At 68.2% G+C, this 22,052-nt stretch carries 17 protein-coding genes; 5 read left to right on the top strand and 12 right to left on the bottom strand.

The window, feature by feature from the left end; genetic code table 11:
- Positions 1 to 815: 815 nt before the first annotated feature.
- Positions 816 to 1,421 (bottom strand): response regulator transcription factor, encoded by a 606-nt coding sequence (locus ACZ7M2_RS48700; protein WP_352053117.1) that lies wholly within the window; start codon positions 1,419 to 1,421, stop codon positions 816 to 818.
- Between the two features lie 699 nt (positions 1,422 to 2,120).
- Positions 2,121 to 2,888 carry a YoaK family protein gene (locus ACZ7M2_RS48695; protein WP_471600763.1) on the bottom strand — a complete coding sequence of 256 codons (768 nt, stop codon included), beginning with the start codon at positions 2,886 to 2,888 and terminating at the stop codon, positions 2,121 to 2,123.
- A gap of 729 nt (positions 2,889 to 3,617) precedes the next feature.
- Here ACZ7M2_RS48695 and ACZ7M2_RS48690 point away from each other — a divergent pair.
- Both ACZ7M2_RS48690 and ACZ7M2_RS48685 read left to right on the top strand, forming a co-directional pair.
- On the top strand, positions 3,618 to 5,060 hold the full coding sequence (locus tag ACZ7M2_RS48690) for a GntP family permease (protein WP_471600762.1): 1,443 nt from the start codon (positions 3,618 to 3,620) through the stop codon (positions 5,058 to 5,060).
- Between the two features lie 199 nt (positions 5,061 to 5,259).
- The gene (locus ACZ7M2_RS48685) at positions 5,260 to 5,709 is read left to right on the top strand and encodes a universal stress protein (protein WP_352053113.1); all 450 of its coding nucleotides are present in this window, start codon (positions 5,260 to 5,262) and stop codon (positions 5,707 to 5,709) included.
- Positions 5,710 to 5,868: 159 nt separating this feature from the next.
- Here the strand turns inward: ACZ7M2_RS48685 and ACZ7M2_RS48680 are convergent, their stop codons facing one another.
- The gene (locus ACZ7M2_RS48680; RefSeq protein WP_471600761.1) at positions 5,869 to 6,291 is read right to left on the bottom strand and encodes a GMC family oxidoreductase N-terminal domain-containing protein; all 423 of its coding nucleotides are present in this window, start codon (positions 6,289 to 6,291) and stop codon (positions 5,869 to 5,871) included.
- A 240-nt stretch (positions 6,292 to 6,531) separates the two neighbouring features.
- Here ACZ7M2_RS48680 and ACZ7M2_RS48675 point away from each other — a divergent pair, with 240 nt between their 5' ends.
- Positions 6,532 to 7,584 carry an aldo/keto reductase gene (locus ACZ7M2_RS48675; RefSeq protein WP_471600760.1) on the top strand — a complete coding sequence of 351 codons (1,053 nt, stop codon included), beginning with the start codon at positions 6,532 to 6,534 and terminating at the stop codon, positions 7,582 to 7,584.
- 381 nt (positions 7,585 to 7,965) lie between these two features.
- Here ACZ7M2_RS48675 and ACZ7M2_RS48670 read toward each other — a convergent pair whose 3' ends face one another.
- The 5 genes from ACZ7M2_RS48670 to ACZ7M2_RS48650 all read right to left on the bottom strand — a co-directional run bounded on the left by ACZ7M2_RS48670 (position 7,966) and on the right by ACZ7M2_RS48650 (position 14,486).
- A complete protein-coding gene (locus tag ACZ7M2_RS48670; protein WP_471600759.1) occupies positions 7,966 to 9,549 on the bottom strand; it encodes an FMN-binding glutamate synthase family protein in 1,584 nt (527 codons plus the stop codon).
- A 241-nt stretch (positions 9,550 to 9,790) separates the two neighbouring features.
- Positions 9,791 to 10,381, bottom strand: a complete 591-nt coding sequence (locus ACZ7M2_RS48665) for a malonic semialdehyde reductase (protein ID WP_471600758.1) — start codon at positions 10,379 to 10,381, stop codon at positions 9,791 to 9,793.
- 10 nt (positions 10,382 to 10,391) lie between these two features.
- Entirely contained in the window at positions 10,392 to 10,889 is a 498-nt protein-coding gene (locus tag ACZ7M2_RS48660; RefSeq protein ID WP_471600757.1) for a hypothetical protein, read from the bottom strand.
- Positions 10,873 to 11,493: a hypothetical protein gene (locus tag ACZ7M2_RS48655; RefSeq protein WP_471600756.1), complete on the bottom strand. Its 621-nt coding sequence runs from the start codon at positions 11,491 to 11,493 to the stop codon at positions 10,873 to 10,875. The genes ACZ7M2_RS48660 and ACZ7M2_RS48655 overlap by 17 nt, the downstream gene beginning before the upstream one ends.
- A gap of 137 nt (positions 11,494 to 11,630) precedes the next feature.
- Positions 11,631 to 14,486, bottom strand: a complete 2,856-nt coding sequence (locus tag ACZ7M2_RS48650) for a helix-turn-helix transcriptional regulator (protein WP_471600755.1) — start codon at positions 14,484 to 14,486, stop codon at positions 11,631 to 11,633.
- A gap of 159 nt (positions 14,487 to 14,645) precedes the next feature.
- Here ACZ7M2_RS48650 and ACZ7M2_RS48645 point away from each other — a divergent pair, with 159 nt between their 5' ends.
- Entirely contained in the window at positions 14,646 to 16,175 is a 1,530-nt protein-coding gene (locus ACZ7M2_RS48645; protein WP_471600754.1) for a 4-hydroxyphenylacetate 3-hydroxylase family protein, read from the top strand.
- 19 nt (positions 16,176 to 16,194) lie between these two features.
- On the opposite strand, the gene ACZ7M2_RS48640 is transcribed toward ACZ7M2_RS48645, so the two are convergent.
- The 4 genes from ACZ7M2_RS48640 to ACZ7M2_RS48625 form a co-directional block, all read right to left on the bottom strand.
- Positions 16,195 to 18,411 (bottom strand): helix-turn-helix transcriptional regulator, encoded by a 2,217-nt coding sequence (locus ACZ7M2_RS48640; protein ID WP_471600753.1) that lies wholly within the window; start codon positions 18,409 to 18,411, stop codon positions 16,195 to 16,197.
- A 136-nt stretch (positions 18,412 to 18,547) separates the two neighbouring features.
- The gene (locus ACZ7M2_RS48635; RefSeq protein WP_471600752.1) at positions 18,548 to 19,036 is read right to left on the bottom strand and encodes a flavin reductase family protein; all 489 of its coding nucleotides are present in this window, start codon (positions 19,034 to 19,036) and stop codon (positions 18,548 to 18,550) included.
- A gap of 295 nt (positions 19,037 to 19,331) precedes the next feature.
- A complete protein-coding gene (locus ACZ7M2_RS48630) occupies positions 19,332 to 20,201 on the bottom strand; it encodes a dioxygenase family protein (protein ID WP_471600751.1) in 870 nt (289 codons plus the stop codon).
- Positions 20,194 to 21,327 carry a maleylacetate reductase gene (locus ACZ7M2_RS48625; protein WP_471600750.1) on the bottom strand — a complete coding sequence of 378 codons (1,134 nt, stop codon included), beginning with the start codon at positions 21,325 to 21,327 and terminating at the stop codon, positions 20,194 to 20,196. Before ACZ7M2_RS48625 ends, ACZ7M2_RS48630 begins: the two co-directional genes overlap by 8 nt.
- Before the next feature lie 398 nt (positions 21,328 to 21,725).
- Between ACZ7M2_RS48625 and ACZ7M2_RS48620 the strand changes: the two genes are divergently transcribed.
- Positions 21,726 to 22,052 (top strand): CoA transferase subunit A (locus ACZ7M2_RS48620; protein WP_471600749.1); only part of this gene is annotated, 327 nt, incomplete at its 3' end.

Raw genomic sequence — 22,052 nt, 5'->3', positions numbered from 1 at the left:
GCAACACCCAGGGCGGCACCCAAGGCGGCGGCTCCGGCAACACCCAGGGCGGCACCCAAGGCGGCGGCTCCGGCAACACCCAGGGCGGCACCCAAGGCGGCGGCTCCGGCAACACCCAGGGCGGCACCCAAGGTTGATCATTTGACTGGGCGGAGCCCCCTGGCCTCGCTCAGTCAGATCGGCCTCGTCGGTTGACGAAGGGCGATCAGATGAGTCAGCGCCTCGCAGAGGTAACCTCTGCGAGGCGCTGAGGTTGGATGGCCCGAGAGTGAAGGCCAACAGGATGGGCCATGCCATGAATGGGACGCCCCTAGTGCGCTGAATGAGACAAGTCAGTTCACTCGCAGCTTTTGGAGTGATGAGAATTGAGGAAGGCAACCTTGCAGAGTTGCCGTCTGGCAGTCGCAGCCTCCGCTTGCCTGGCGGTTTGGGTATGGAGCGCACCAGTGAGTACGGCAACTGTCCCGTCGCATAGCTCGCAGGCCGCGCCCGCGAAGTCGGTGCTTCGGTGCTATGCGACGCGAAGCAACCCGGCGGTGGTTGTGTGCTATCGGCTCTCGAAGAAAGCCGAGTACAGGCACGGCATGATTGTTTACGTCCCCATTCTCATTCAGGTGCCTACGCCTTCAAATCCACCATCCGTGATGGTCGTCGACAGTCTGGACGATATTCACCCGAACGGATAACACATCCGAGAGCAGCGAGCAGCGGTGCGCCCGGTTCGGGGCTGAGATCACCCGGTGTGTCCGATCATCGATTCGATATGACAACACTGGTTGCGGGCACGCGAGGATCAGCTCCTCATTGATTACTCTTTAGAAGTTCTCCAATACACCACATTTTAGGGCCAGGCGGGTGAGGTCGGCCCTGCGGCGAGAGCCATACTTTCTGCGCAGTCGCTCCAGGTGTGTATGAACCGTGTTTTCGGTGATATTCAGCTTGTTGGCGATCTCACGATCTGTGGCACCGTTGGCAACGAGCTGCAATATTTGTTTCTCGCGGCTGGTGATACGGGGAGGAGACGCAGGTAGGCTCCGACCAGCGAGACTGGCGCCGAAGTAACTTCTTCCTGAAGCAACGGCGCGGATTGCTGTCACCAACTCGGAATCGTCGGTTTGCCGACTCAGATATCCGCGAGCGCCGGCTTTAATGCACGGGACGGCATCGGACTGCGCCTCCGATGTCGATATCACAATGACCGCGTACCCTTGTCGATGCAACTGAGCGACCTGGTCGGATGCCGCCTGGGCGGACAGATGCAGGTTGGTCAGTACAATAATTTCTACGCCATTCGCCTCGCGGAGCAAGGCATTCACGCTTTTAACTAAGGTCGTGATCCGCAAGTCCGGTTGGGCATTGATTGCCTGCGCGAGACCGAGCTGAAGCAACGACCAGTCGCAAATAACGGCTATAGACGTCACAGACGGGCTCATTAGAAGCTCCAGCGTGGGTCGGGCCACCGGCCACATGACGCAGCGGAGTAGACGGCCGGTGCTTCCCGCCGCCTGACCCCAGACTCAGCTCTGCCGCAGGAAGTAGCACCCCGGATGGCCCATACGGGGATGACGGGACGCGTGGCCGGGTCAATCGCTTCAGCTGGGACGAGGGCGAGCATGTCGATCAGCTTCTTGGTCGGCGGCTGCAGCTCGTCGGTGTTGGCGCGTTGAGCACGGCAACAGTGCTTGTTCTGACTGCTGGGCACGGTTCAAGAGCTGTGGCCGTGTCGTGTAGTGGCTGATGCAGGCCTGGTGCCGGCGCCGGCGGCGCCAGTCGACCAGTGCAGGATATCGCTAACTGTCCCGCCGAGGCGATTTATCCCCGTCTCCGGCATCCGGTGGCCGCGGAGGGATGCTTCCGGCATCAACCGCTCACCGGTTCCCATCGTGACCGACGGCTTGCCGAGAAGGCCAAGAGAGGGCTTCGCAGGGATTGCGGAATCAGCACGCCTTCCTGGCCATCGCGAGGAAGGCGGTACGTCGGCGGGGGCACGGAACCTGACGGTGGAGGGCTGTTCCCGATATGGAAACGACACCCTGCACCTCACAGCGAGTTGACCTCGGGTCACATCACTGACGCACCTACCAGATCAACGAGCCCGATACGGGAGCAACACGTTGGCCTCAAAGCCCTTGGCCCTCGCGCAGCTTGCGCCCTACGCACTCGTCGTGCACGAAAATGACCAAACCCACCGCCAGCAGAACACACGCGGCCCAGACCGCCCGCACACCCCATGCGAAGGTCAACCAGCCGCCGCCGAATGCCCCCGCGAGGAACGCAAGGACGACGCCGGCGAACTGGCGCGCCCGACGTCTGGCGTCCATGTCCCCATTGACCACTGCCGCGTACGCGTTCTGCATGGCTGAACGGAGATTGCCCGTGGTCATCGTGCTGTTATAGACGGCGTCAACAAGCGTGCGGAAGGTGGTCATCTGCACTGCGGCCATGAAGGCGATAAGGACGGTGACGAGCGTGTCCGGCGCGCTGGCGGGAATCAGACCGACCGCTGCCAGCACGACGAGTTCCAGCACCATGGCCGCCCAGGCCGGCTGGCGCAGCACCACCGCCACCCTCGGCCGCTGAAGGGTCTCAGCAACCAGGACACCGGCCACGAAGGCAAGGATCGGCGGGAGGCGTTCCAGCGCCTGCCACCAATGCCGCTCGGCGGCGGCAATGCCCAACAGGACGACATTGCCGCTCTGCGCGTTGGCGAACACTCCCCCTCGGCTGATGAATGTGTATGCGTCAAGGCCGCCGCCAACCAGTGCCAGCAGTGCTGCCAACCGCACCGACCGGATCGCCGGCGTCGGAGCAGTCGACCGGGCGGGGCCGAATCCGGGGGCGGAACCCTGCGCTCCACCGGCCCGGGGCTGCGGCTCGGCGTCCGACATGCCTCCACCTCCATATTCTCGGCCTGCTGGCACTCCATATACGGTCAGGGGCTGACTGGATGAACCGGGTTCTTTTGATTGCCCGCATCATCTGCGCACTTAAAGTCACCGAAACCATATAGCCGACGGAGTCGTTGATCCTTACGTGTCACCCTCGTGCGGCAGTCACCAAACCGGCAGAATCAGGCCCGCCGGCTGCCCGCACAGGCTCCATGGGCAAGCCGCTGGGAACCGCATTGAACGGCTGCGACGGCTGCCTCTCGGTAGTACGCCATTGGCCTACTCCCCCTGCCTCTTCGCGCCGCGCCGGAAGAGCGGCGTGGTGCTGGCGCCTCCAAGCTCCGTGAAACCCGCCCGCGTGCGTCATTCGTTGTCGTCGTGACGCGAGCCCGCCGCAGGGCGACCTCCTGTTCACCACCGCGAGCCGCGAGCTCTGGCACAGACAGAGGCCCCTGGGGTGCGCCGGTATCGCGAACGGCTACCGACCCGGCCGCGGCCGAGGGTGTCGCCAGCGGCGGTCCCCGATCGCCGCGTGTCCGACAAGCCGGTACGGGTGCGGGGCCGCGCTGATCGAGTGATGGCGACAGCCGTGTCCTCGTTGCGCCGCATGGTGTGCAGTTCGGTGTGGTGTCGTTCTGCTGGTGGTCCATCCGTGTGTGGGCGGTCCGCCCACCTTCCCCGGAGGCCCGGGCGACAGACAAGGCGGGGACCGGGAACGGAGACCACGGGATGGCGAGCTCAGCGGCCGCGGTGTTGTCGGCGGCTCAGCCTTGGACCGCTCAAGACACCTGGCTCCTGGTGGTGGTGGGTGTCTCCATCGCCCTCGTCGTTCTGCTCATCAGCTGGTTGAAGATCCACGCCTTCCTGGCCCTGACGGTGAGCTCCCTGACCGTCTCACTCCTGGCTGGACAGCCCGCCGAAAAGGCCGTCGTCTCCTTCACGACCGGAGTGGGCCGCATTACAGGCTCGGTTGGCGTGCTCATTCTCCTGGGCGCGATTCTGGGCCGTATGCTGGCCGATTCCGGCGGTATCGACCGGATCGTCGACACCTTGACCCGCACCGTCCGACCAGAATGGCTGCCGTGGGCGATGACCCTGGTCGCGGCCCTCGTCGGGTTGCCGATGTTCTTTGAGGTCGGCTTCGTCATGCTGATGCCGTTGGTGCTGCAGCTGGCGAAGCAGCTCCACTACCCGGTGCTGCGAGTGGGCATGCCCGTTGTGGCCGGTCTGGCCACTGTGCATGCGCTCGTTCCCCCTCATCCGGGGCCGCTGATCGCGATCCAGGCAGTGCACGCCTCGATCGGGCTCACCATGCTTTACGGGCTCCTCATTGCCGTGCCCTGCGCCATCGTCGTCGGCCCTCTGTTCACCGCCTTTATCTGGCCCCGTGTACCGGCCCACGTGCCCGACTCCGTCGAAGCCGCCTTCACCACCACCCCTCACGACAAGGGCGACGACACGGGCGCCAGCGGTGATGCGGAGGGTGTCGAACGAGCGCCACGCAGGCTACCGAGCCTCCCGGCGACCCTCGGCACCATCCTGCTCCCCATTCTTCTGATGGCACTCAAGGCGATCTTCGACAGCATTCCCATGTCTCACGGCACGCTGTACACCGTCGTAGAGTTCCTGGGCACCCCGATGATCGCACTGCTGGTGGCGGTATTCGTGTCGCTGGTGACCTTCGGATACGCGCTCGGCGCCGACCGGCGCCACATCCAAACATCCCTGGCCAAGAGCTTCGCGCCCGTCGCGGGTGTACTGGTGATCGTCGCGGCCGGCGGAGGATACTCCCAAGCCCTGCAGGACACCGGTGTCGGTCGTGCGGTCACCCTGGCGGCAGGTCACCTCCACCTCTCGCTGCTCCTGCTCGCCTGGCTGATCGCCGCCTTGATGCGACTCGTCGTAGGGTCCGGCACCATTGCCACCATCACCGCAGCCGGCATCGTCGGCCCCCTCGCGAACGGCCTGGCGCCCACTCAAGCAGCGCTCCTCGCCCTGGCCCTGGGCTCGGGATCGACATTCATGGGGCATGTCAACGATGCGTCGTTCTGGATGGTCAAAGAGTATTTCGGAATGTCGGTCGGTGGCACGCTCAAGACCTGGACCGTGTCCCACACTCTGCTCTCGCTGACGTCCTTGGGCTGCATCATGCTGCTCAACGCTGTCGTCTGACACCCCGGCCCGAGCTGCGGTGGGAGCAGGGCTCACTCTCACACCGACGACACCCCGGGTCCAGCCTCAGGAGAAGGAGGCGACAGGCACGTCATCCACCCGCTCCATCGACTGTGGGATCCCCCGCGGCCGGAGGAAGTTTTAGCGTATTCGCAGTGATCCTTTGATCAACCCCAACCACTCAGGCAGGTGAGCTGTCATGCAAAACGAACGAAAGGCCGGTCGAGGCCGCGTCGTCGTCGGCGTCGACGGCGAGAAGGGAAGCACCGCGGTGCTGCAGCGCGCGGCGGAAGAGGCACGACGCCGGGATGCCACCCTCGTGGCCGTCATGGTGTGGAGCCCGTTCGGGGGCGAATACGTCGAGCGTATGTTTCCTTGTCCGGAGCTGAGCGCATCGCAGGAGGCGTTGGCCCGGGAAATACTCGACACGCAGTGCGAGCGCGCTTCTCTCCCCAACGACGTGCCGGTGGAGCACCGAGTGGCAAAGGGCGTTCCTGGACCGGTACTGACGAGTCTGGCTCGGGGAGCCGAAGATCTGCTGGTGGTGGGTCGCAAGCGCCGACAGGTCCTCCGGCGGCTGCGTCGCACGGTCGACAAGTACTGCCTTCAGCACGCGGCATCACGTGTACTAGTCGTTACAGCGCCGTAGCTGCGTCCCGGCTGGGCCGCGCATGTCCGCGCCGGCGGCCTTGAGGCCGCCATGCGATCTCCTCCTGCGTGACAGGCCTGCCGACGAGTCATGGAGCCCTTTCCACCCTCGGTCTGAGCTGTCAGGTGGGGGGAGTGCAAGGGCGGTGGGGCCTGCGGATCAGCTGACGCGAGACGGACGGTGCCGCGAGTCCGCGGGTTCAGGGGGCAGCAGTTCATCGTGAACGCCGGCCGGTCGGGTACTTCCGCGCCGCTGAGAATGAGCGCCGTGGCCCCTCCCACCAGCTGGACGTCCGGACGCGTGTTGCCGTCCGTGCCGTTGAGGAACGCGCCGACCTCGCCGTAGTTGCGCTATCCCCACATCGTGCAGCTCGCCGGGATCGCCTATGCCCGACAGGAGCAGCAGCCGGGGCGAGTTGATGGATCCGCCGCAGAGCGGGATCTCCCGGTCGGCGTGGGCCGTCCGCTCCTGTCCGTCCTGGAGACAGGTGACGCCGGCCGCGCGTGATCCCTCGAGTGTGATCTTTGTTGCCGGCGCCCGGAAGTCCGCCCCGACACTGACCTCGCCATCCGCCGCGAACACGATGGCGGTGGCGAGTGGTCCGGCGGCCGTTCGGTAGCGCCGACGCCGCGAACTACGCGCTTGCCGATCCGGCCGCCGGGGGCGTCTCCCGGCGACGGAGGCGGGTCGTAGACACACTGGTCGACGAGAATGGCATTCTGGTATAGGTAGAACGGTATTTCGCAGACGGGGCGGGGCTCGCGGTGACGGCCCCTGGCCGGGGCGCCCTTGCTGGGTGTGTGCCTGAACGGAAGGAATCGGGTGGACTATCGCAAGCTCGGTACGACCGGTGTCGAGGTGAGCAGCCAGTGTCTGGGCGCGATGATGTTCGGCACGTTCGGGAATCCCGACCACGACGACTGTTCACGGATCATCAACCGTGCCCTGGACGCGGGGATCAACTTCATCGACACGGCCGACGTGTACTCCCGCGGCGAGAGCGAACGCGTGGTCGGGCGGGCGGTGAAATCACGTCGTGACGAGGTGCTGCTCGCGACCAAGTGCTTCTATCCGATGGGAGAGGACCGCAACATGCGGGGCGGCTCCCGGCGTTGGATCGTGCGGGCGGTCGAGGACAGCCTCCGCCGGCTCGGTACCGACCACATCGACCTGTACCAGGTGCACAAGCCCGACTGGGACACCGACCTGGAGGAGACCCTCGGCGCGCTGACCGACCTCGTGCGCCAGGGCAAAGTGCTCTACCTGGGGTCGTCGTCGTTCCCGGCGGAATGGATCGTCGAGGCCCAGTGGGCCGCCTCCCGGAGCGGGAGCGGGCGGTTCGTGTGTGAGCAGCCGCAGTATTCGGTCTTCGCGCGGTCGGTGGAGCGGTCGGTGCTGCCGGCCTGTCAACGGCACCGGATGGCGGTGATCTCGTGGAGCCCGCTCGCGGGCGGCTGGCTGACCGGCAAGTACCGGCGCGGCGAACAGCCGTCGGCGGGTTCGCGGTTCGACCCGGGCGGCCGCTTCATGCAAGGGAGCGTCAGCCACGCCGACGACCTTGTCTCCCCTGCCCGTTTCGACGCCCTGGACGCCCTGCGCGAGATCGCCGGGCAGGCGGGCCTGTCGCTGACCGAGCTGGCTCTGGCGTTCGTCGGCAGCCATCCCGCGATCACTTCGACCATCATCGGGCCCCGCACCATGCAGCACCTGCAGGACGCTCTGTCCGCGGCGGACGTCCGCCTCGGCACGGACGTACTCGACGCCGTCGACAAGGTCGTTCCCCCGGGTAGCGACATGCCAGGAGTCGACCACTTCCTCGAGTACCCGGCGCTGCAACCGGAGTCCCGTCGACGGCCCGGGAGCCGGCCGTCCTGACATCCGCTCCCCTGCCGGTAAGCCGCTCGTCCCAGACGATCACACGTCAGGCACAGCGTGTCGGGCTCTGCGGGCGCGCACACCCACAGACTGCGGCAGCAGGGCCTCCTGGTACCTGGAAGGACGACTCGCAAGCCCCCGGCTGCCGGCCGGTCCCGCCGTCTTGGCCCCCCGGCGACAGCCTGCTCCTGCGGGAACCGCCCAGGACCGCCCGCGTCCTCGACGTGACCGCCCACTGCCTGCTCCACATCTGCTCAGGACGCGCCACCGGGTTCACCACCAAGCTGAAGACCCTCACACCCGCGCAGACCGCCCGACTACGCCCCGCGCACCTGCCGGCCGCCGACCCGGCGCCCCGTTCTCGCACAGCCGCGAGACGTGTCATGCGTTGAAGCGGTCGGGATCAGCGGCCTTCCAGTCCGCTGCCCAGGACTCGGGCGGCTCGATCAGCAACTGCCCGAAAGCCAGCCAGTCGTAGAGCTCCGCGTAGGACTGAACGGTGACCGGGTCCACACGCCGGCGCAGCATGTGCGGGCGCAGTTCGGCCGGTTCACTCACGCCCAGCGAGGCGATGATCTGTTGTGCGCTTTTCACCGTGGCGGACTGGAAGCGGTGGACCCGGGCCGACTTGTCGTCGACGTTCAATGCGCGTGCGCGGCGCGGGTCCTGTGTGGCGACGCCGACGGGGCAGGCGTTGGTGTGGCAGCTCTGTGCCTGGATGCATCCGATGGCGAACATCATGGCGCGTGCCGAATTGGTGAAGTCGGCGCCTTGCACTATGCGTTTGACGATGTCGGCTCCCGTGGCCACCTTGCCGCTGGCACCGATCCTGATCCGGTCCCGCAGGCCGACGCCGACCAGGGCGTTGTGGACGGTGATGAGTCCCTCGGTGAGTGGACTGCCGAGGTGGTCGGCGAACTCCAGCGGGGCCGCTCCGGTGCCGCCCTCCGCTCCGTCCACAATGATGAAGTCGGGCGCGGTGCCCTCTTCGATCATGGCCTTGCACACCGCCAGGAACTCACGCCGGGAGCCCACACACAGCTTGAAGCCGACCGGTTTGCCCCCGGACAGTTCGCGCATTTCGGCGATGAACCGGATCAGTTCCCGGGGCGTGCTGAAGACCTGGTGGTAGGGGGGCGAGATGACGGTCTGCCCCTCGGGAACCTCGCGTACCCGGGCGATCTCGGCGGTGACCTTCTCTCCGGGCAGCACTCCTCCGATGCCGGGCTTGGCTCCCTGGGACAGCTTGAGTGACACGCATTTCACGTTGTCGTGAGCGGCCTTCTCGGCGAACCGTGCGCGGTCGAAGCCTCCGTGCGCGGTGCGGCAGCCGAAGTATCCGGTGCCGATTTCCCACACCAGGTCACCGCCGTGGCGCAGGTGGTACTCCGACAGGCCGCCCTCGCCGGTGTCGTGGGCGAAGCCTCCGAGGGCGGCCCCCCGGTTCAGGGCGAGGATGGCGTTGGCGGACAGCGAACCGAAGCTCATCGCCGAGACGTTGAGCAAGGACATGTCGTAGGGCTTGGTGCAGTCCGGGCCGCCGATGCGGACCCGGGGCTCGTCCGTCCCCACGGGGAATGGCCTGATCGACGATTCGAAGTATTCGTAGCCCTGGGCGTAGACATTCCGCTCGGTTCCGAAAGGAATCTCCGCTTCATCTCCCTTGGCGCGCTGGTAGACGAGACTGCGCACATCCCGGTCGAATGGACGGCCATCATAATTGCGCTCGATGAAATATTGCTGCAACTCCGGTCGGATCGACTCCAGCATGAAGCGAATATGCCCCAGTACCGGATAGTTGCGCAGGACTGAATGGCGCCTTTGAAGCAGATCATGAGTACCGACTCCGGCTATCGCCGCGCACAAAATGGCGGCCGGCCACCACCAGGGCGAGACGGTCAACGCCGTGGCTCCAAAGGCGATTGCGACGGCCCCGATGAATCCGATCACTGCAATTCTGATCATGCGTGGAATTTACATCATTCTCGGGATGCGCGACAATTCCACAATGCTGCGATATCCGACACACCTGGCGGACGGAATCTCTATCAGATCGGCGTGTGCGGATTTCATGAAGGGCGGAATGGGACGAGGTCCGGGCCGTGCCGCCGGTGCCGGGCTGATCGCCGGGAGAGAGCGGAAGGCCGGACGGCCGCTGCCGCCGGCAGGTGCCCGGGCCTTGACCCGAGGCCTGGCAGTCCCTCGGTCAGACGGTGGTGACCACTTGCGCGTATGCCAGACGTGGGGAGCGCGTGAACCACGCGTTCTCGCCCGGCCTGCCGATGTTGACGACGGCGAGAACCGAGTGCTCGCCGTCGCTGAAGAACTCCTTGTCGATGCCCTCGGCGTCGAAGCCGGTCATCGGTCCTGCGGCCAGGCCGGCGGCGCGGACGCCGATGATGAAGTAGCCGGCCTGCAGGAGCGCGTTGAGCTTCGCGGACCGCTCGCGCACCGCACGCTCGGCGAAGAGACTCTTGGCCTGTGGGAAGTGCGGGAACTGGCTGGGCAGTTCCTCGTGGAACTCATTGTCCGCGGCGAGGACGGCAACGAGCGGGGCGGCCGCGGTCTTCTTGCGGTTGCCCTCGGACAGGTGCTCGCCCAGGCGTTCGCGCGCCTCGGCGGAACGGACCAGCACGATACGCAGCGGCTGCTGGTTCATCGAGGTGGGGCCGTACTTGACCAGGTCGTAGATGGCCTCGATCTGGTCGTCCGTTACCGGCTCGTCGGTGAAGGTGTTGGCGGTCCGTGCCTCCCGGAACAGGAGGTCCTGGGCGGCAGGGTCGAGGGCGAGGGACATGGTGAACCTCTTACGGTTGAGTGTCTATGGTTTCTCGGTGACGGCGAACTGCGAAGCACAGGAACTGGGCGCTGACACCCAGCAGGTACACGGCGGTCGTGGTCGTCCCGACGAGCCCCCACAGGAGGGGCCCTGAACAGCACCGGGTCAGCAACAGGCTGGCCAGCGCGGCGCAGGCCGCCATGGGCAGGTGGAAGGCGGCCCAGATCCGCGTGCCGGCCGGGGCGGACCGCTCCGGCATCATGGGGGCACCGCCGTGTGCGACAGCGGCCAACGCGACGAAGGCGAGCGTCGCGCCGGCGAGGAGCGCCAGGACGTCGGCTGCCGCTGGGGCACCGCGATCGGACGACGTCACCGCGGTGGCGGTCCACAGCGCCAGGGTGTACCCGTGCGGGGCCGCGCTCGCGGTCACAGCGGCCCTGAGCTGGCCGCGGTATCCGCGCTGCGGGCCGGTACGGGCACCGGGGCCGGCCGCCCTGGGCTGCGGTTGGCTATCCGTCCGCGACATGGGTGACGGCCTTGCCACGCGGGTGCTCCCTCTCGGGCGCCTCGTACGCGGCGCGGGTCTGGACAAAGTCGCGTGCGTCGCGGTCGGGCTCGGCGACGCAGAACACCGCGCGTGCAGCATGGTCCTGGGCCACGCCGGGGTCGGGCGGCGCGGCGGTAGCGGCAAGGGCGCCGCCGGGGGGCGGAAGGCCCCAGGACCGGGTGTGGGTGTCACCGCCCGCCGTGTCGCGTACGACGTCCACGTCGGCCACGTGGTCTTCGAGCCGGCTGTCTGTGTGGCCGATGGCGTTCTGGGCAGCGAGGTCCGCGACGCATCCGCCATCGCGGTCCGAGGCGGTCGCGGTGGCCTTGGCGGCCAGGGCGGGAGCTGTGGCACCGGCTGCGGCGCCGGACACCTCGTGCGCGGGAATGACGGGTGTCCGCTCACGCCCGGATCCGTCGAGGCTGTCGGTCCGGGTGGCGTTGGGGGCAGGTTCTCGCGTGGTGGTGGAGGCGGCCCGTACCGCGATGACGGTACCGCCGGGCCCGGGGCGCGGTGCGGTCTCGTGGGCCGGCTGTTCGGGGCCTTGGCGTCGGTGAGCGCGTGCTGCGCGCATCGTGTTCATGAGGCGGTCACCTCCTGATGGATGACGGTGCCGTGCCAAAGGCCACGCCGTTGCGTCCAGCATCACGGGTGGTGCCGGAGCCAGGCGTCACCCATTCAAGGGATCCTTGCCGCCGTGTCCTGCGGTCGGTGCACCGCTCAGTCGGCCCCGTCGGCGCTGACGGCCCGCTCGATCGCCAGTCGGGTCAGCTCGACCCGCGAGTTGATGCCGAGCTTGGTGAAGATGTGCTTCATATGCGTGTTGACGGTGTGCACGGACACGTAGAGCTGGTCGGCGATGGCTCGGTTGGTGAGGCCCTCGACGACGAGCGGGATCAGTTTCCGCTCGGATTCGGTCAGGCTTCCCAGCCCCTGGGGGCCGGCCGTGTGGTTCCGCACGGGGGTGGTGCGCACGCCGAGCCGGCGCAGGCGCCGCCTGATCCGTTCCTGGTCGCGTCCGGCTCCTGAGGCCGATGCCAGCCGGCCGGCTTCTTCGAAGTACGGGATCGCCGGCGTCGGGTCGGCCGATGCCGCCATGAGTTCGCCGAGGTCCTCGCAGGCCGCTGCCAGGGCCAACGGCCTGCCGGTGCTCCGGTAGCCCGTGACGGCGGACGCCAGTGCGCGGGGGTCGCGGTGGAGCAGGCCGTCCACGTGGGCGCGGACTGCCCCGATGATCTGCCGGCTCTCGTCCTGTGCGGTCAGGCTGCGCAGTGCGCCGGACACGGCCTGCGCGAGCGACGGGTCCTTGTCGCGGAGCGCGATGCGCACGATCCCGGGCCAGTGGGACGGAGGTACGGCAAGCAGCCGCGTCGGCTCACGGCTTTGGAAGTTTGCCGTGAGTGCCGCCGCCGCTTCGGCGTCTTCGCCCTCCGCGTCTGCCAGGCCGGCGCGCGCGAGAGACACCCAAGGGCCGTAGCGCTGCGTCGTGTTCGTGCCGGAACCGGTTTCGGCGGCGCGGAGGTGGTCTTTGGCCTTGGCGAGGTCACCGCGTCTGATCTCCACCAATGCCAGTACGGAGCGGGCCTGCGGGTTCGGCAGAGTAATCTCGAGTTCGCCCGCCACCATCAGGCTGGCCTCGGCTTCCACGGCCGCGTCGTCCAGCGCTCCCTGTTCGAGGAGTGCGCAGGCACGGGCGGCATGCCAGTGGGGTAGTGACCAGCCCAGGCCCAGTGCTTCCGCTTCGCGCTGTCCCTCCCGCAGGATCCGCTCGGTGTCCGCGAGCCGGTCGGTGGCGGTCAGCACGGTGGCCAGCCACAGCGCCGGGATGCGCGGGGGCCGCAGGTAGAGCGCGGCGGACTGGGTGCCGGCGCGTCGGGTGGCTTCCTCGGCGAGTTCGAGGGCACGGGCCAGGCGCCCGCGGTAGAAGGACGTCTGCGACTGGAACACCATGGCGCTGACGACAACGGCCGGGTCATGGCTGCGGTAGGAGGCCTCGACCAGCCAGGGGCCGGTCTGCTCGGCAGCGGTGATGTCTCCGAGGTACACCTGGCCCGTCGCCTTGGTCTTCAGCAGCCGCACGCGCAAGTCGGGCGGCAGCGCGGGAAGGTCCAGGGCCTGCTGGAGGTGTGTCATCGCGGCGGCGTCGTCGCCGGCGGCCTGGTGGATCTCGGCGGCCACCAGGCGCAGGCATGCCTCCTGCAGTGGCTCGAGGCCTTCCGGCAGGGTGGTGTCGACCAGGTCGAGCGCCTCGTGGACGCGGCGGGTCCGGCCGAGGTACTCGGCGGCGTCGGTCAGCAAGGTGATGCGGCGCCCATCGTGTGGGGGCAGCAGTCCGGCGACCCGCTGGGCCAAGTCCGCAGCCGCGTCGGGGGCCGACGACGACAGTTCCCGTACGGCGGTGGTCAGCGTGGTCACGGCATCGTCGTCGACCGGGCCGCCCGACATGACGACGTGCCAGGCCACCTCGGCCGATCGTGCTCCGATGCCGCGCAGGCTGTCGGCCGCTTCCCGGTGCAGAGCGGTCCGTACGGCCAGAGGGAGGTTCTCGTGGACGGCCTGCCGTATGAGGTCGTGGCGGAAGGCGAGTCGCGGGCCGTCGGCCGAGAGCAGACCGGCGTTCAGGGCGGCCTCGACGCCCGACAGCAGGCTGCCGACCTGTCTGCCGAGCATGCGGGCGGCCGTGCCGAGGTCGAATTCGCGGCCGAGGACGGATCCGATCTGGAGCAGGCGTACGGCATCTTCCGGGAGCCGGTCCAGGCGCGTGGCGATACTCCGCCGGAAACTGACGGGGATACCGTCGTGCAGGAGGCTCGCCTCGCCCGCCTCCGTTTTGGCGGCATCCGTGTCGGCGAATGCGCGCACCAGTTCAATCGCCAGGAAGGGATTGCCCGCGACGGCTCGCAGGAGCCTGGCCAGACCGGGTGACGGCCTCGCTCCGAGGACGTCGGCCGCGATGTCCTGCAATTCCTGCTGTGGCAGGGGGCCGAGGGTGAGCCATCGGGCTCCGAGGCGTTCGAGGTCCTCCCGTACTCTGGCCACGGTCGGTCGCTCGGTGTCCGACCGTACGGCCAGCACCCACAGGATCCGTGAGGCGGCCAGTCGTCCAGGCAGGGTGCGCAGGACGAAGAGCGTGGCCGGGTCCGCCCATTGTGCGTCGTCCACGAGGACGGCCACCGGGGCGCGCTGTGCCCGGTCCTCCAGAGCGTCCGTGATGCTGTCCAGCAGCCAGAGCCGCTGGTCGTCGGTGGCTGCGGCGGCCCGGTTGGAACCGTCGGAGGACTGCAGGGCGGACTGCAGGGCGGCTCCTGCCGCGTACTGGTCGAGCTCGTCGGCCCGTACCGACACCACGTCGAACCCGGACCGCCGCGCCATCTCGTCCAGTTCCGCGAGCAACCGGCTCTTGCCGACGCCAGGCGCGCCTTCCACGACGACACAGGCGCCCCGTCCGCCACGTACCGTGTCCAGGGCTTCCCTGACGGCCGTGATCTCGCGGTCCCGTCCCCGCAGGCGCAGACCGGTCATGGCCTGGTTCCCATGCCCGCCTGCCCGGTCGTCGGCGGGGTCTGTGCTGCCCATGGGGCAAGCATGGCTCACGGCCGTATCCGCCCTCAACGCCGGTTTCCCGGTGATCGTCGCTTTCACCCGGGTGATTGCCGGCTGTGCGCCGTCCTGTCACCCTGTCGCGACGCATGCTCCGTGCCATCCGGATCTCTTGCCCCTGGAGAGGAGCACGACGTGCGTACAGGCAAGGAATACCTGGCAGCGTTGAACGACGGCCGCAAGGTGTGGGTGGGTGACGAACTCGTCGACAACGTGGCCACGCACCCGAAGACCAGGGCGTACGCCCAGAGCCTCGCGGCCTTCTACGACCTGCACCACCGCCCGGACCTCCAGGACGTCATGACGTTCGTGGACGAGGGTGGCGTCCGGCGGTCCATGACATGGTTCCAGCACCGCTCCAAGGAGGACCTGCGGCGTAAGCGGCACTACCTGGAGACGGTGCAGCGGGAACTCGGCGGCGGGGCGATCCCGCGCACACCGGATGTCAACAACTACGTCCTGCTGACCTACATCGACGACCCGGAGCCCTGGAGCAGCCAGTCCGTCGGGACCGACGGGAGGGACCTCACCGAGGGGATCCTCGACTTCTGGAACGTGGTGCGGGACGGTGACCTCAACGCGACGCCGGCGTTCGTCGACCCGCAGGCGGACCGCTCGCGCGATTCCGCACAGGCCGAGTCGCCTGCCCTGCGGGTGGTCGCCACCTCGGACGAGGGCATCACCGTGCGGGGTGTGAAGGCGATCAGTACCGGCGCGGCCTTCGGGGACTGGATCCACATCGGCGTCTTCTACCGTCCTGGGATCGTCTCGGAACAGATCATCTACGGGGCGGTGAAGCCCGACACTCCCGGGGTCACCATCATCTGCCGGGAGAGCAACGTCCGCGACGGTGAGGAGGTGGAGCACCCGCTCGCCTCGCAGGGTGACGAGCTGGACAGTGTCATCGTGTTCGAGGACGTGCTCATCCCCTGGAACCGTGTCTTCCACATCGGTAACCCCCAGCACGCGTCGCTGTACCCGCAGCGTGTCTTCGACTGGCTGCACTACCACTCGCTGGTGCGTGCGATGGTGAAGGCCGAGCTGATGCTCGGCCTGGCTCTGCTGATCACCGAGCACATCGGCACGTACCAGCTGCCGCCGGTCCAGGCCCGGGTCGCCCGGTTCGCCGGCTTCCACCAGACGCTCAAGGCGCATACGGTCGGTTCGGAGGACGAGGGGTTCTTCACTCCCGGCGGCATCTTCAAGCCGAACGTCCTGATGTTCGACTTCGGGCGGGCGTACTACATCGAGCACATCACCGACATGGTCCACGAGCTCCTGGACCTGTCCGGTCGTGCCGCGCTCATCTACCCCACCGAGGGGCAGTGGCAGCAGCCCGGACTGCGGCCGTGGCTGGAGGCGCTGCAGACCGGACCGGTCGGCAGGCCCTACGACCGGCTGAAGATCAGCCGAGTGATCCGCGACATGTTCCTGTCCGACTGGGGCGACCGCATCAGCACCTTCGAGAACTTCAACGGCACGCCCCTGCTGGCCATCCGCAGCCTCACCATGAAGCGCGCCGAGATGTCCCCGAGCGGCAGCATGGCGGACCTCGCGCGCAAGGTCTGCGGCATCGAGAGCGTGAGCGACGAGGAGGAGACCGTGTACAAGGCTCAGGCGAACTACGCCCGGCGCCAGGACGCATCCCGCCAGGACGCCTCCTAGCAGGATGCCGGGGCCCGGATCACAGCACGCCGCACTCCCGGGCCCTGGCGACCGCTCCGCCCCTGTCGTGCGCGTCGAGTTTGCGGAAGATCGCCCGTACCTGTGTCTTGACGGTGTTGTGGGACACATAGAGCTCGGAGGCGATCTCACGCAGCGTCAGCGGACCGCACAGGGCCCGGAGCACCCGCCGCTCCCCCACCGACAGGTCCTGGGGGCGGAAGGCCGCGGGTGCCACCGCTGTGTCCCCGCCGGCTCGGCCGAGCAGGACCGTCAGTACCCCGGGCGACTCGCACCGGGCCGCCGCCCGCCCGGCCGCCTCGCGGGCCTTTCGCGCCGCGTCCGTATTGCGCCGCGCGCTCTCAAGCCGCGACCGCGTGAAGTGGCACAAGGCGCGCACGTGGGGTTCGCTCCCCGTCCGGGGCGAGCCCGCCAGCACCGCTTCCGCGTCGGCCAGAACCCGTTCGGCCTCCTCGGTCTGTCCCTCTTCGAGGAGCAGGCCGGCCCGGCCGATGTAGGCAGGCACAGAGACGAAGTGCCGGTCCAGGCCGACCGCCGCGGCTGCCTCGAGGGCCTCGTCGCTGAGAATGCGCGCCAGTTCGTGCCGTCCGGCCAGGAGCGCGCACACCGCCCGCAGCCCCAGCGCGCGGACGAGCGCCAGGCCGTGCCCGGCGGCATGCGCATCACGGGTCGCCTCGCCGAGCAGTGCCTCCGCCTCCTCGTACCGGCAGGTCCACAGCAGCGCGGCACCGCGGGCCGTACAGGCCAAGGCACGCCAGGCAGTCAGCGGCAGGGTGCCGGCGACGGCGGCTTCGCCGAGACGGCCGGCGGTCAACACCTCCCCCTTCAGACAGCAGGCCACGACCTGAGCGACGGCTGCGGCGTCGGACACCGTGCTGCCTTCACCGACCGTCTCCAGTCCCGTCTGCCTGAGCCGGGCCACATCCAGCCAGCGCCGGGCCGTTTCCGGGGCGCCTCCTGAGAGAGCCGCCATCGCCGCCACGACGCACAGTCTCGCGTCGGCGGCGACCGTGCGGGGCAACAAGAGATCCAGCCAGTGCGAGACCTGCGCACCACGGCCCGCGGAGATCGCCTTCTCCCAGCCGTCGAGGACCGACGCGACGGCCGCGGGCTCATCGCCGCCCAGCGTCCAGTGCCGTACGGCCGCGGTCGTCTCCCCCTGCCGGGAGTACCACTGAGCCGCCGACCGGTGCAGGGACACAACGGTGTCGGACCCTTCGGACTCAAGGACGTCGGACAGCAGCGAAGCCAGTGCCCTGTGATGCCGGTACGCCGACGGGTCGGCGGCCGGTACGAGCAGTTGCACGGTCCGTGCGAGCTCGCGCAGCAGTACGCCCGCCCGGTCCCCGGCCAGGGCCTGGCACGGCCCGGCGCTCAGCTCGTCGAGCACACTGGTACGCAGCAGGAACCGGCGCTGTTCGGTGGTGAGCCGATAGAGCACCTCGGTGGCCAGATACTCGGTGACCGCCTGCCTGCCGCGGGCCAGGTTCCCTTCCGTGTCGGCCTCGTTCGCCGAGCGGGCGAGGGCTCGCCCCATGATGCACAGCCCCGCCGCCCATCCCTCGGTGGCCTCGTACAGCGCGCTCGAAGCGTCCGCGGCCGGAGCGGACCCGAGCAGACCGGTGAGTACTGCCTGTGCTTCCTCAGGGGTGAAAGCCAGGTCGTGCTGGTCGAGTTCGGCGATCAGACCCCGGGCGCGCAGGGTCGGAAGGGGGCTTCCGGGAATGTGCCGGGTCGACACAACGACGCGGAAGCCGTGGGGAAGCCTTGTCAGGAAGTCCGCCAGGCTGCGCACTGCGTCGGCGTCCGTGATGGATTCCAGTCCGTCGAGGATCAGCGTGAGCGGTCCCTCCCCGCCCAGTCCGGTCACAAGGCCCGGCAGGATCTCCTCGAGCCATGCGTCGACCGTCCACCCATCGCTGTCGAGGCGGCCGGGCAGGTTCGGTCGTGCGTGGTGCACCGCTCTCAGGATGCAGGACCAGAGCCGGTCCGGGGCGTTGTCGTACGCGTCCAGGCTGAGCCAGGCGCACTCTCCGCGGGCCGCCAGGTCTTGCGACCACTCGGTCAGGAGCACCGTTTTCCCGGCACCGGCCGGCGCGGAGAGCACCACCACGGGCTCGGTCGCCGCGTCAAGCCGGCGCAGCAGACGCGGGCGTGTCAGCAGATGCGGGGGCTGGGCCGGAGGATGCAGCTTGAATGTCGCAACGGAGCTGGTCATGGCACTTTCCGTGGAGTCGTCGGGACGGGCGGAGCCCCCGACGGCCATGGCTCGCCTCGCAGGAGCCGGACATCGGGGGCGGTGGCGGCCGGTCACGGGCCTGGCAGCGGCCTCCTTCGAACCGCTGCCTCCAGGACTAGTGCGGAGCCCTGAGTACGCCGAAGCCGCCCGCGAAGTGGACCAGAGGCCGGCAGTCCACCTTGTGTGCCCAATGGCGGACATCGCCCACGAAGATGGTGTGATCGCCGCCGGGGAGCGCCTCGGCGACGTCGCACACGACAGCCGCGATGGCGTCCTTCAACACCGGCACGCCGTGGTCGTCGAAGGTCTCGACGCCCGCGAACTTGTCCGTCTTGGAAGCGCCGAAGTTCCGCGCCAGGTGCTCGCTGTCCTCGCCGAGCACATTGACGGCGAAGCGGCCGTGCGCCGCGATCGCGGTCCGCGTGTACAGGTGGTTGCCGATGCATACGAGCAGCTGGAGCGGGTCGAGGGAGAGGGCGGACACGGCGCTCGCCGTCATGCCGATGGGTGTGCTTCCCGAGCACGTGGTGATCACGCTGACACCCGTGGCGAGCCGGCTCATCGTGGCTCGGAAATCGACTGTCATGTCAAGGGTTTCGGTCATCGGAGGACCTCCGTGAAAGTCGGGTAGAGCGTCGGCCTGTTGCGCAGGTCACGGGGTGAACTCACCGCCCCACCGGGTGGGTTGGCGGGCATGTCGTTCGAGCGGGGCAGGAAGGCGGGCGGCTGCCCTATGACGTACGCGAGGTCATCGCGCGCGTGGTGGACGGATCGCGCTTCGCCGGGTTCGAGGCGGAGTTGCGGACCGGCCCGGTACCGGGGGTTGCCGGCTCATCGGCGCAGCCGGTCGGCCCGGCGTCCGGAGTCCGCGGGCGGCGGCGCTCCGGGCTCCTTCGCTCTCAGTCCGCAGGGAGGGGTTCGAGGACGAAGGTGTGGCGCAGCAGGGTGTAGGGCACGTCGGTCAGCCCGCGGCGGGGCCCGGTGTCGGCCGCGTACGTGTCGTAGGACTCGACCAGCGACTCCTTGACTCCGAACACCGGATCGGTGTCCAGGTACGGGTCGTCCGAAGGGAACAGCATGCTGGTCACGCGCTGGAATCCCGGGGCCTCGATCAGCAGGTGCACATGGGCGGGACGCATGGGCGACCTGCTGGTCGCGCTCAGGAGTTCGCCGACCGGGCCGTCAGCGGGTATCGGGTAGCTGGACGGGCGGATGGAACGGAAGCTGAAGTGTCCCCTCTCGTCGGTCCGGAACAGCGCGCGCATGGCCGTGTCGACCTGGCCGGGCACATCCACGTCGTAATGGCCCTCGGAGTCGCTGTGCCAGACGTCCACCGCGGCGTCGGTCACCGGCGCTCCCTCACGGCTCACGACTCGTCCCTCGAAGAACAGCGGGGTGCCGGGCAGGCCTGCGGAGATGTCGGCGGCATCGGCGTGCTGCGGCCTGTCTTCCCTGAAGAAGGGGCCCAGGACACTGTTCTGTGTGGCTTCGGCGGGGCGTCGGTTGCTCAGGGCGTCGACCAGCATGGTGATGCCCAACACGTCGGACAGCAGGATGAATTCCTGGCGCGTCGGTGTGCACATCTGCCCGGTGCGCGTCAGGAAGTCCACTCCCCGGGCCCACTCCTCCTCCGTCGGTTGGACGTCGCGGATGAAGGAGTGGAAGTGCCGCACCAGTGATTCCAGGATCGCCGCGAGGCGGGAGTCCTTGGTGTCCCGCATGGTCGCGATCACGGCCTCGGTGATGGTGTCGCTGGTCAGATCACGCATGGCGCGCTCCCGTGGTGGTCGAGGGTTTGATGACGGAGTCGGTCCGGGGATGTTCGTTGCCCGGTGGCGTCCACGGCGTCTCCCCGGCCCAGGCGCGGGTCAGGAAGGCACGGACAGCTGTCCGGTCCACCGGGCGCGGATTCCAGTAGCCGTCCCGCACGATGAGTTCGGCCGCCTGCTCGATCCCCGATTCGGGCATGCCGAGGTCTCGCAGTGCCCTGGGGGCGCCGAGCCTCCCGGCGAAGTCGAAGAGACCGCTCGCGGCGTCGTCCGCCGGCAGCGCCTGCGTGATGCGTGCCATGGCTTCGGGGACCGCCGGCCCGTTGTGGGCGACCACGTGCGGCAGGACGACTGTGTGGGTTTCGGCGTGCGGAAGGCCGAATGTGCCGCCCAGCACGTGGCACACCTTGTGATGCAGGGCCATGCCCACCGTGCCGAGGCACGTGCCCGCCAGCCACGCCCCGTACAGCGCATCCGCCCGTGCCTCGCCGTCGTCCGGACGTCGCGCGATGACCGGAAGGGATCGGGTGAGGGAGTCGAGCGCTTCACCGGCCATCAGGAAGGCGACCGGGTCCCGGTCCTGTGCGTAGAGGGCCTCCACGGCGTGCGCCATCGCGTTGATGCCGCTGACCACCGATATCGCCGCCGGAAACGTGAGCGTCAGGTCGACGTCGTAGACCACCGTCTTGAGCAGCGCTTCCGGCAGCCGCCGGGTCGTCTTCCTGCGGCCTTCGGTCTCTCCGAGGATCGGCGTCATCTCCGAGCCGGCATAGGTGGTGGGCAGCGCCAGCTGCGGAAGACCGGTCCGCACGGCGATCGCCTTGCCGAGGCCGATGGTCGATCCGCCGCCGATGGCGAGCACGGAGTCCGCTTCCACGGATCTGGCGTACGCGACCGCCTTGTGCGTGACCTCGACAGGGGTGTGCGGGGCCGCTTCGGCGAACGTTGCCACGGCTGCCGCACCCAGCAGGCCGTGCATCTCCGCTGCCTGGTCCACTTGACCAGGTGTGCACAGGATGAGCACCCGACGGCATCCGAGAGCATCGGCCTCTTCGGGGACACGGCTGCGGGTACCGCTGCCGAAGACCACCTTGGTGATCTGTCCCCGATGCACGAATGTCTTCATGAGAATTTCCTCGGTCCTGCCGGTCCTGCCGGTCCTGCCGGTCCTGCGTTCATGGGGAAAGCGTCGGTACTCGGATGATGCGCGTCAACGGAACCCGTGAGTGATAACGGGAATCGGTGAGGGAATACCTTGTTCGCGCGACGCTCACCGACAGAGCGGCCCGGGGATCACGGGCGATATCACTCATCTGCGGGATGCCGGAGGATGCCAAGGCGCTGGACCGTGGGGGCAGGTGTCGGTCAGGTGAGATGCGAATGAGACGGACATGTCTGCGACGGATCCGCTCCCGCAATTTCCGCGGGGCCCGCAGAAATATTACAGAACCCGGCCGAATTCTTGACATTGCACGGAAATAGCGTCCGCTGGTTCCACATTGGCGAGAGGCAGAGTAAAAAAAGATGGATAAAGTGGTCGCCACGGCTTTGGAGGCGGTGTCGGATGTGCCGGAGGGTGCGTCGCTGGCGGTGGGCGGGTTCGGGTTGAGCGGTGTGCCGAACGTGTTGATCCAGGCGCTGTTCGAGCGGGGGGTGGCGGGGCTGTCGGTCGTCTCGAACAACTGCGGGGCGATGGAGTCGGGCCTGGCGGTGCTGCTGGCGGCGGGCCGGATCGGGCGGGTGACGGGCTCGTATGTCGGGGCGAACAAGGAGTTCGCGCGGCAGTATCTGGCGGGTGAGCTGGAGGTGGAGATGATCCCGCAGGGCACGCTCGCGGAGCGGTTGCGTGCG

The sequence above is a fragment of the Streptomyces sp. NPDC111507 genome (genome assembly GCF_055638955.1).
Note: the sequence above shows the minus strand (reverse complement) of the source record. Positions and strands in the feature narration are given on the sequence as shown.

Bases quoted from the DNA above. Each gene is read 5' to 3' on its own strand.
- ACZ7M2_RS48695 (WP_471600763.1), bottom strand. From the start codon at position 2,888: ATGTCGGACGCCGAGCCGCAGCCCCGGGCCGGTGGAGCGCAGGGTTCC.
- ACZ7M2_RS48690 (WP_471600762.1), top strand. From the start codon at position 3,618: ATGGCGAGCTCAGCGGCCGCGGTGTTGTCGGCGGCTCAGCCTTGGACC.
- ACZ7M2_RS48685 (WP_352053113.1), top strand. From the start codon at position 5,260: ATGCAAAACGAACGAAAGGCCGGTCGAGGCCGCGTCGTCGTCGGCGTC.
- ACZ7M2_RS48670 (WP_471600759.1), bottom strand. From the start codon at position 9,549: ATGATCAGAATTGCAGTGATCGGATTCATCGGGGCCGTCGCAATCGCC.
- ACZ7M2_RS48665 (WP_471600758.1), bottom strand. From the start codon at position 10,381: ATGTCCCTCGCCCTCGACCCTGCCGCCCAGGACCTCCTGTTCCGGGAG.
- ACZ7M2_RS48660 (WP_471600757.1), bottom strand. From the start codon at position 10,889: ATGTCGCGGACGGATAGCCAACCGCAGCCCAGGGCGGCCGGCCCCGGT.
- ACZ7M2_RS48655 (WP_471600756.1), bottom strand. From the start codon at position 11,493: ATGAACACGATGCGCGCAGCACGCGCTCACCGACGCCAAGGCCCCGAA.
- ACZ7M2_RS48650 (WP_471600755.1), bottom strand. From the start codon at position 14,486: ATGGGCAGCACAGACCCCGCCGACGACCGGGCAGGCGGGCATGGGAAC.
- ACZ7M2_RS48640 (WP_471600753.1), bottom strand. From the start codon at position 18,411: ATGACCAGCTCCGTTGCGACATTCAAGCTGCATCCTCCGGCCCAGCCC.
- ACZ7M2_RS48635 (WP_471600752.1), bottom strand. From the start codon at position 19,036: ATGACCGAAACCCTTGACATGACAGTCGATTTCCGAGCCACGATGAGC.
- ACZ7M2_RS48630 (WP_471600751.1), bottom strand. From the start codon at position 20,201: ATGCGTGATCTGACCAGCGACACCATCACCGAGGCCGTGATCGCGACC.
- ACZ7M2_RS48625 (WP_471600750.1), bottom strand. From the start codon at position 21,327: ATGAAGACATTCGTGCATCGGGGACAGATCACCAAGGTGGTCTTCGGC.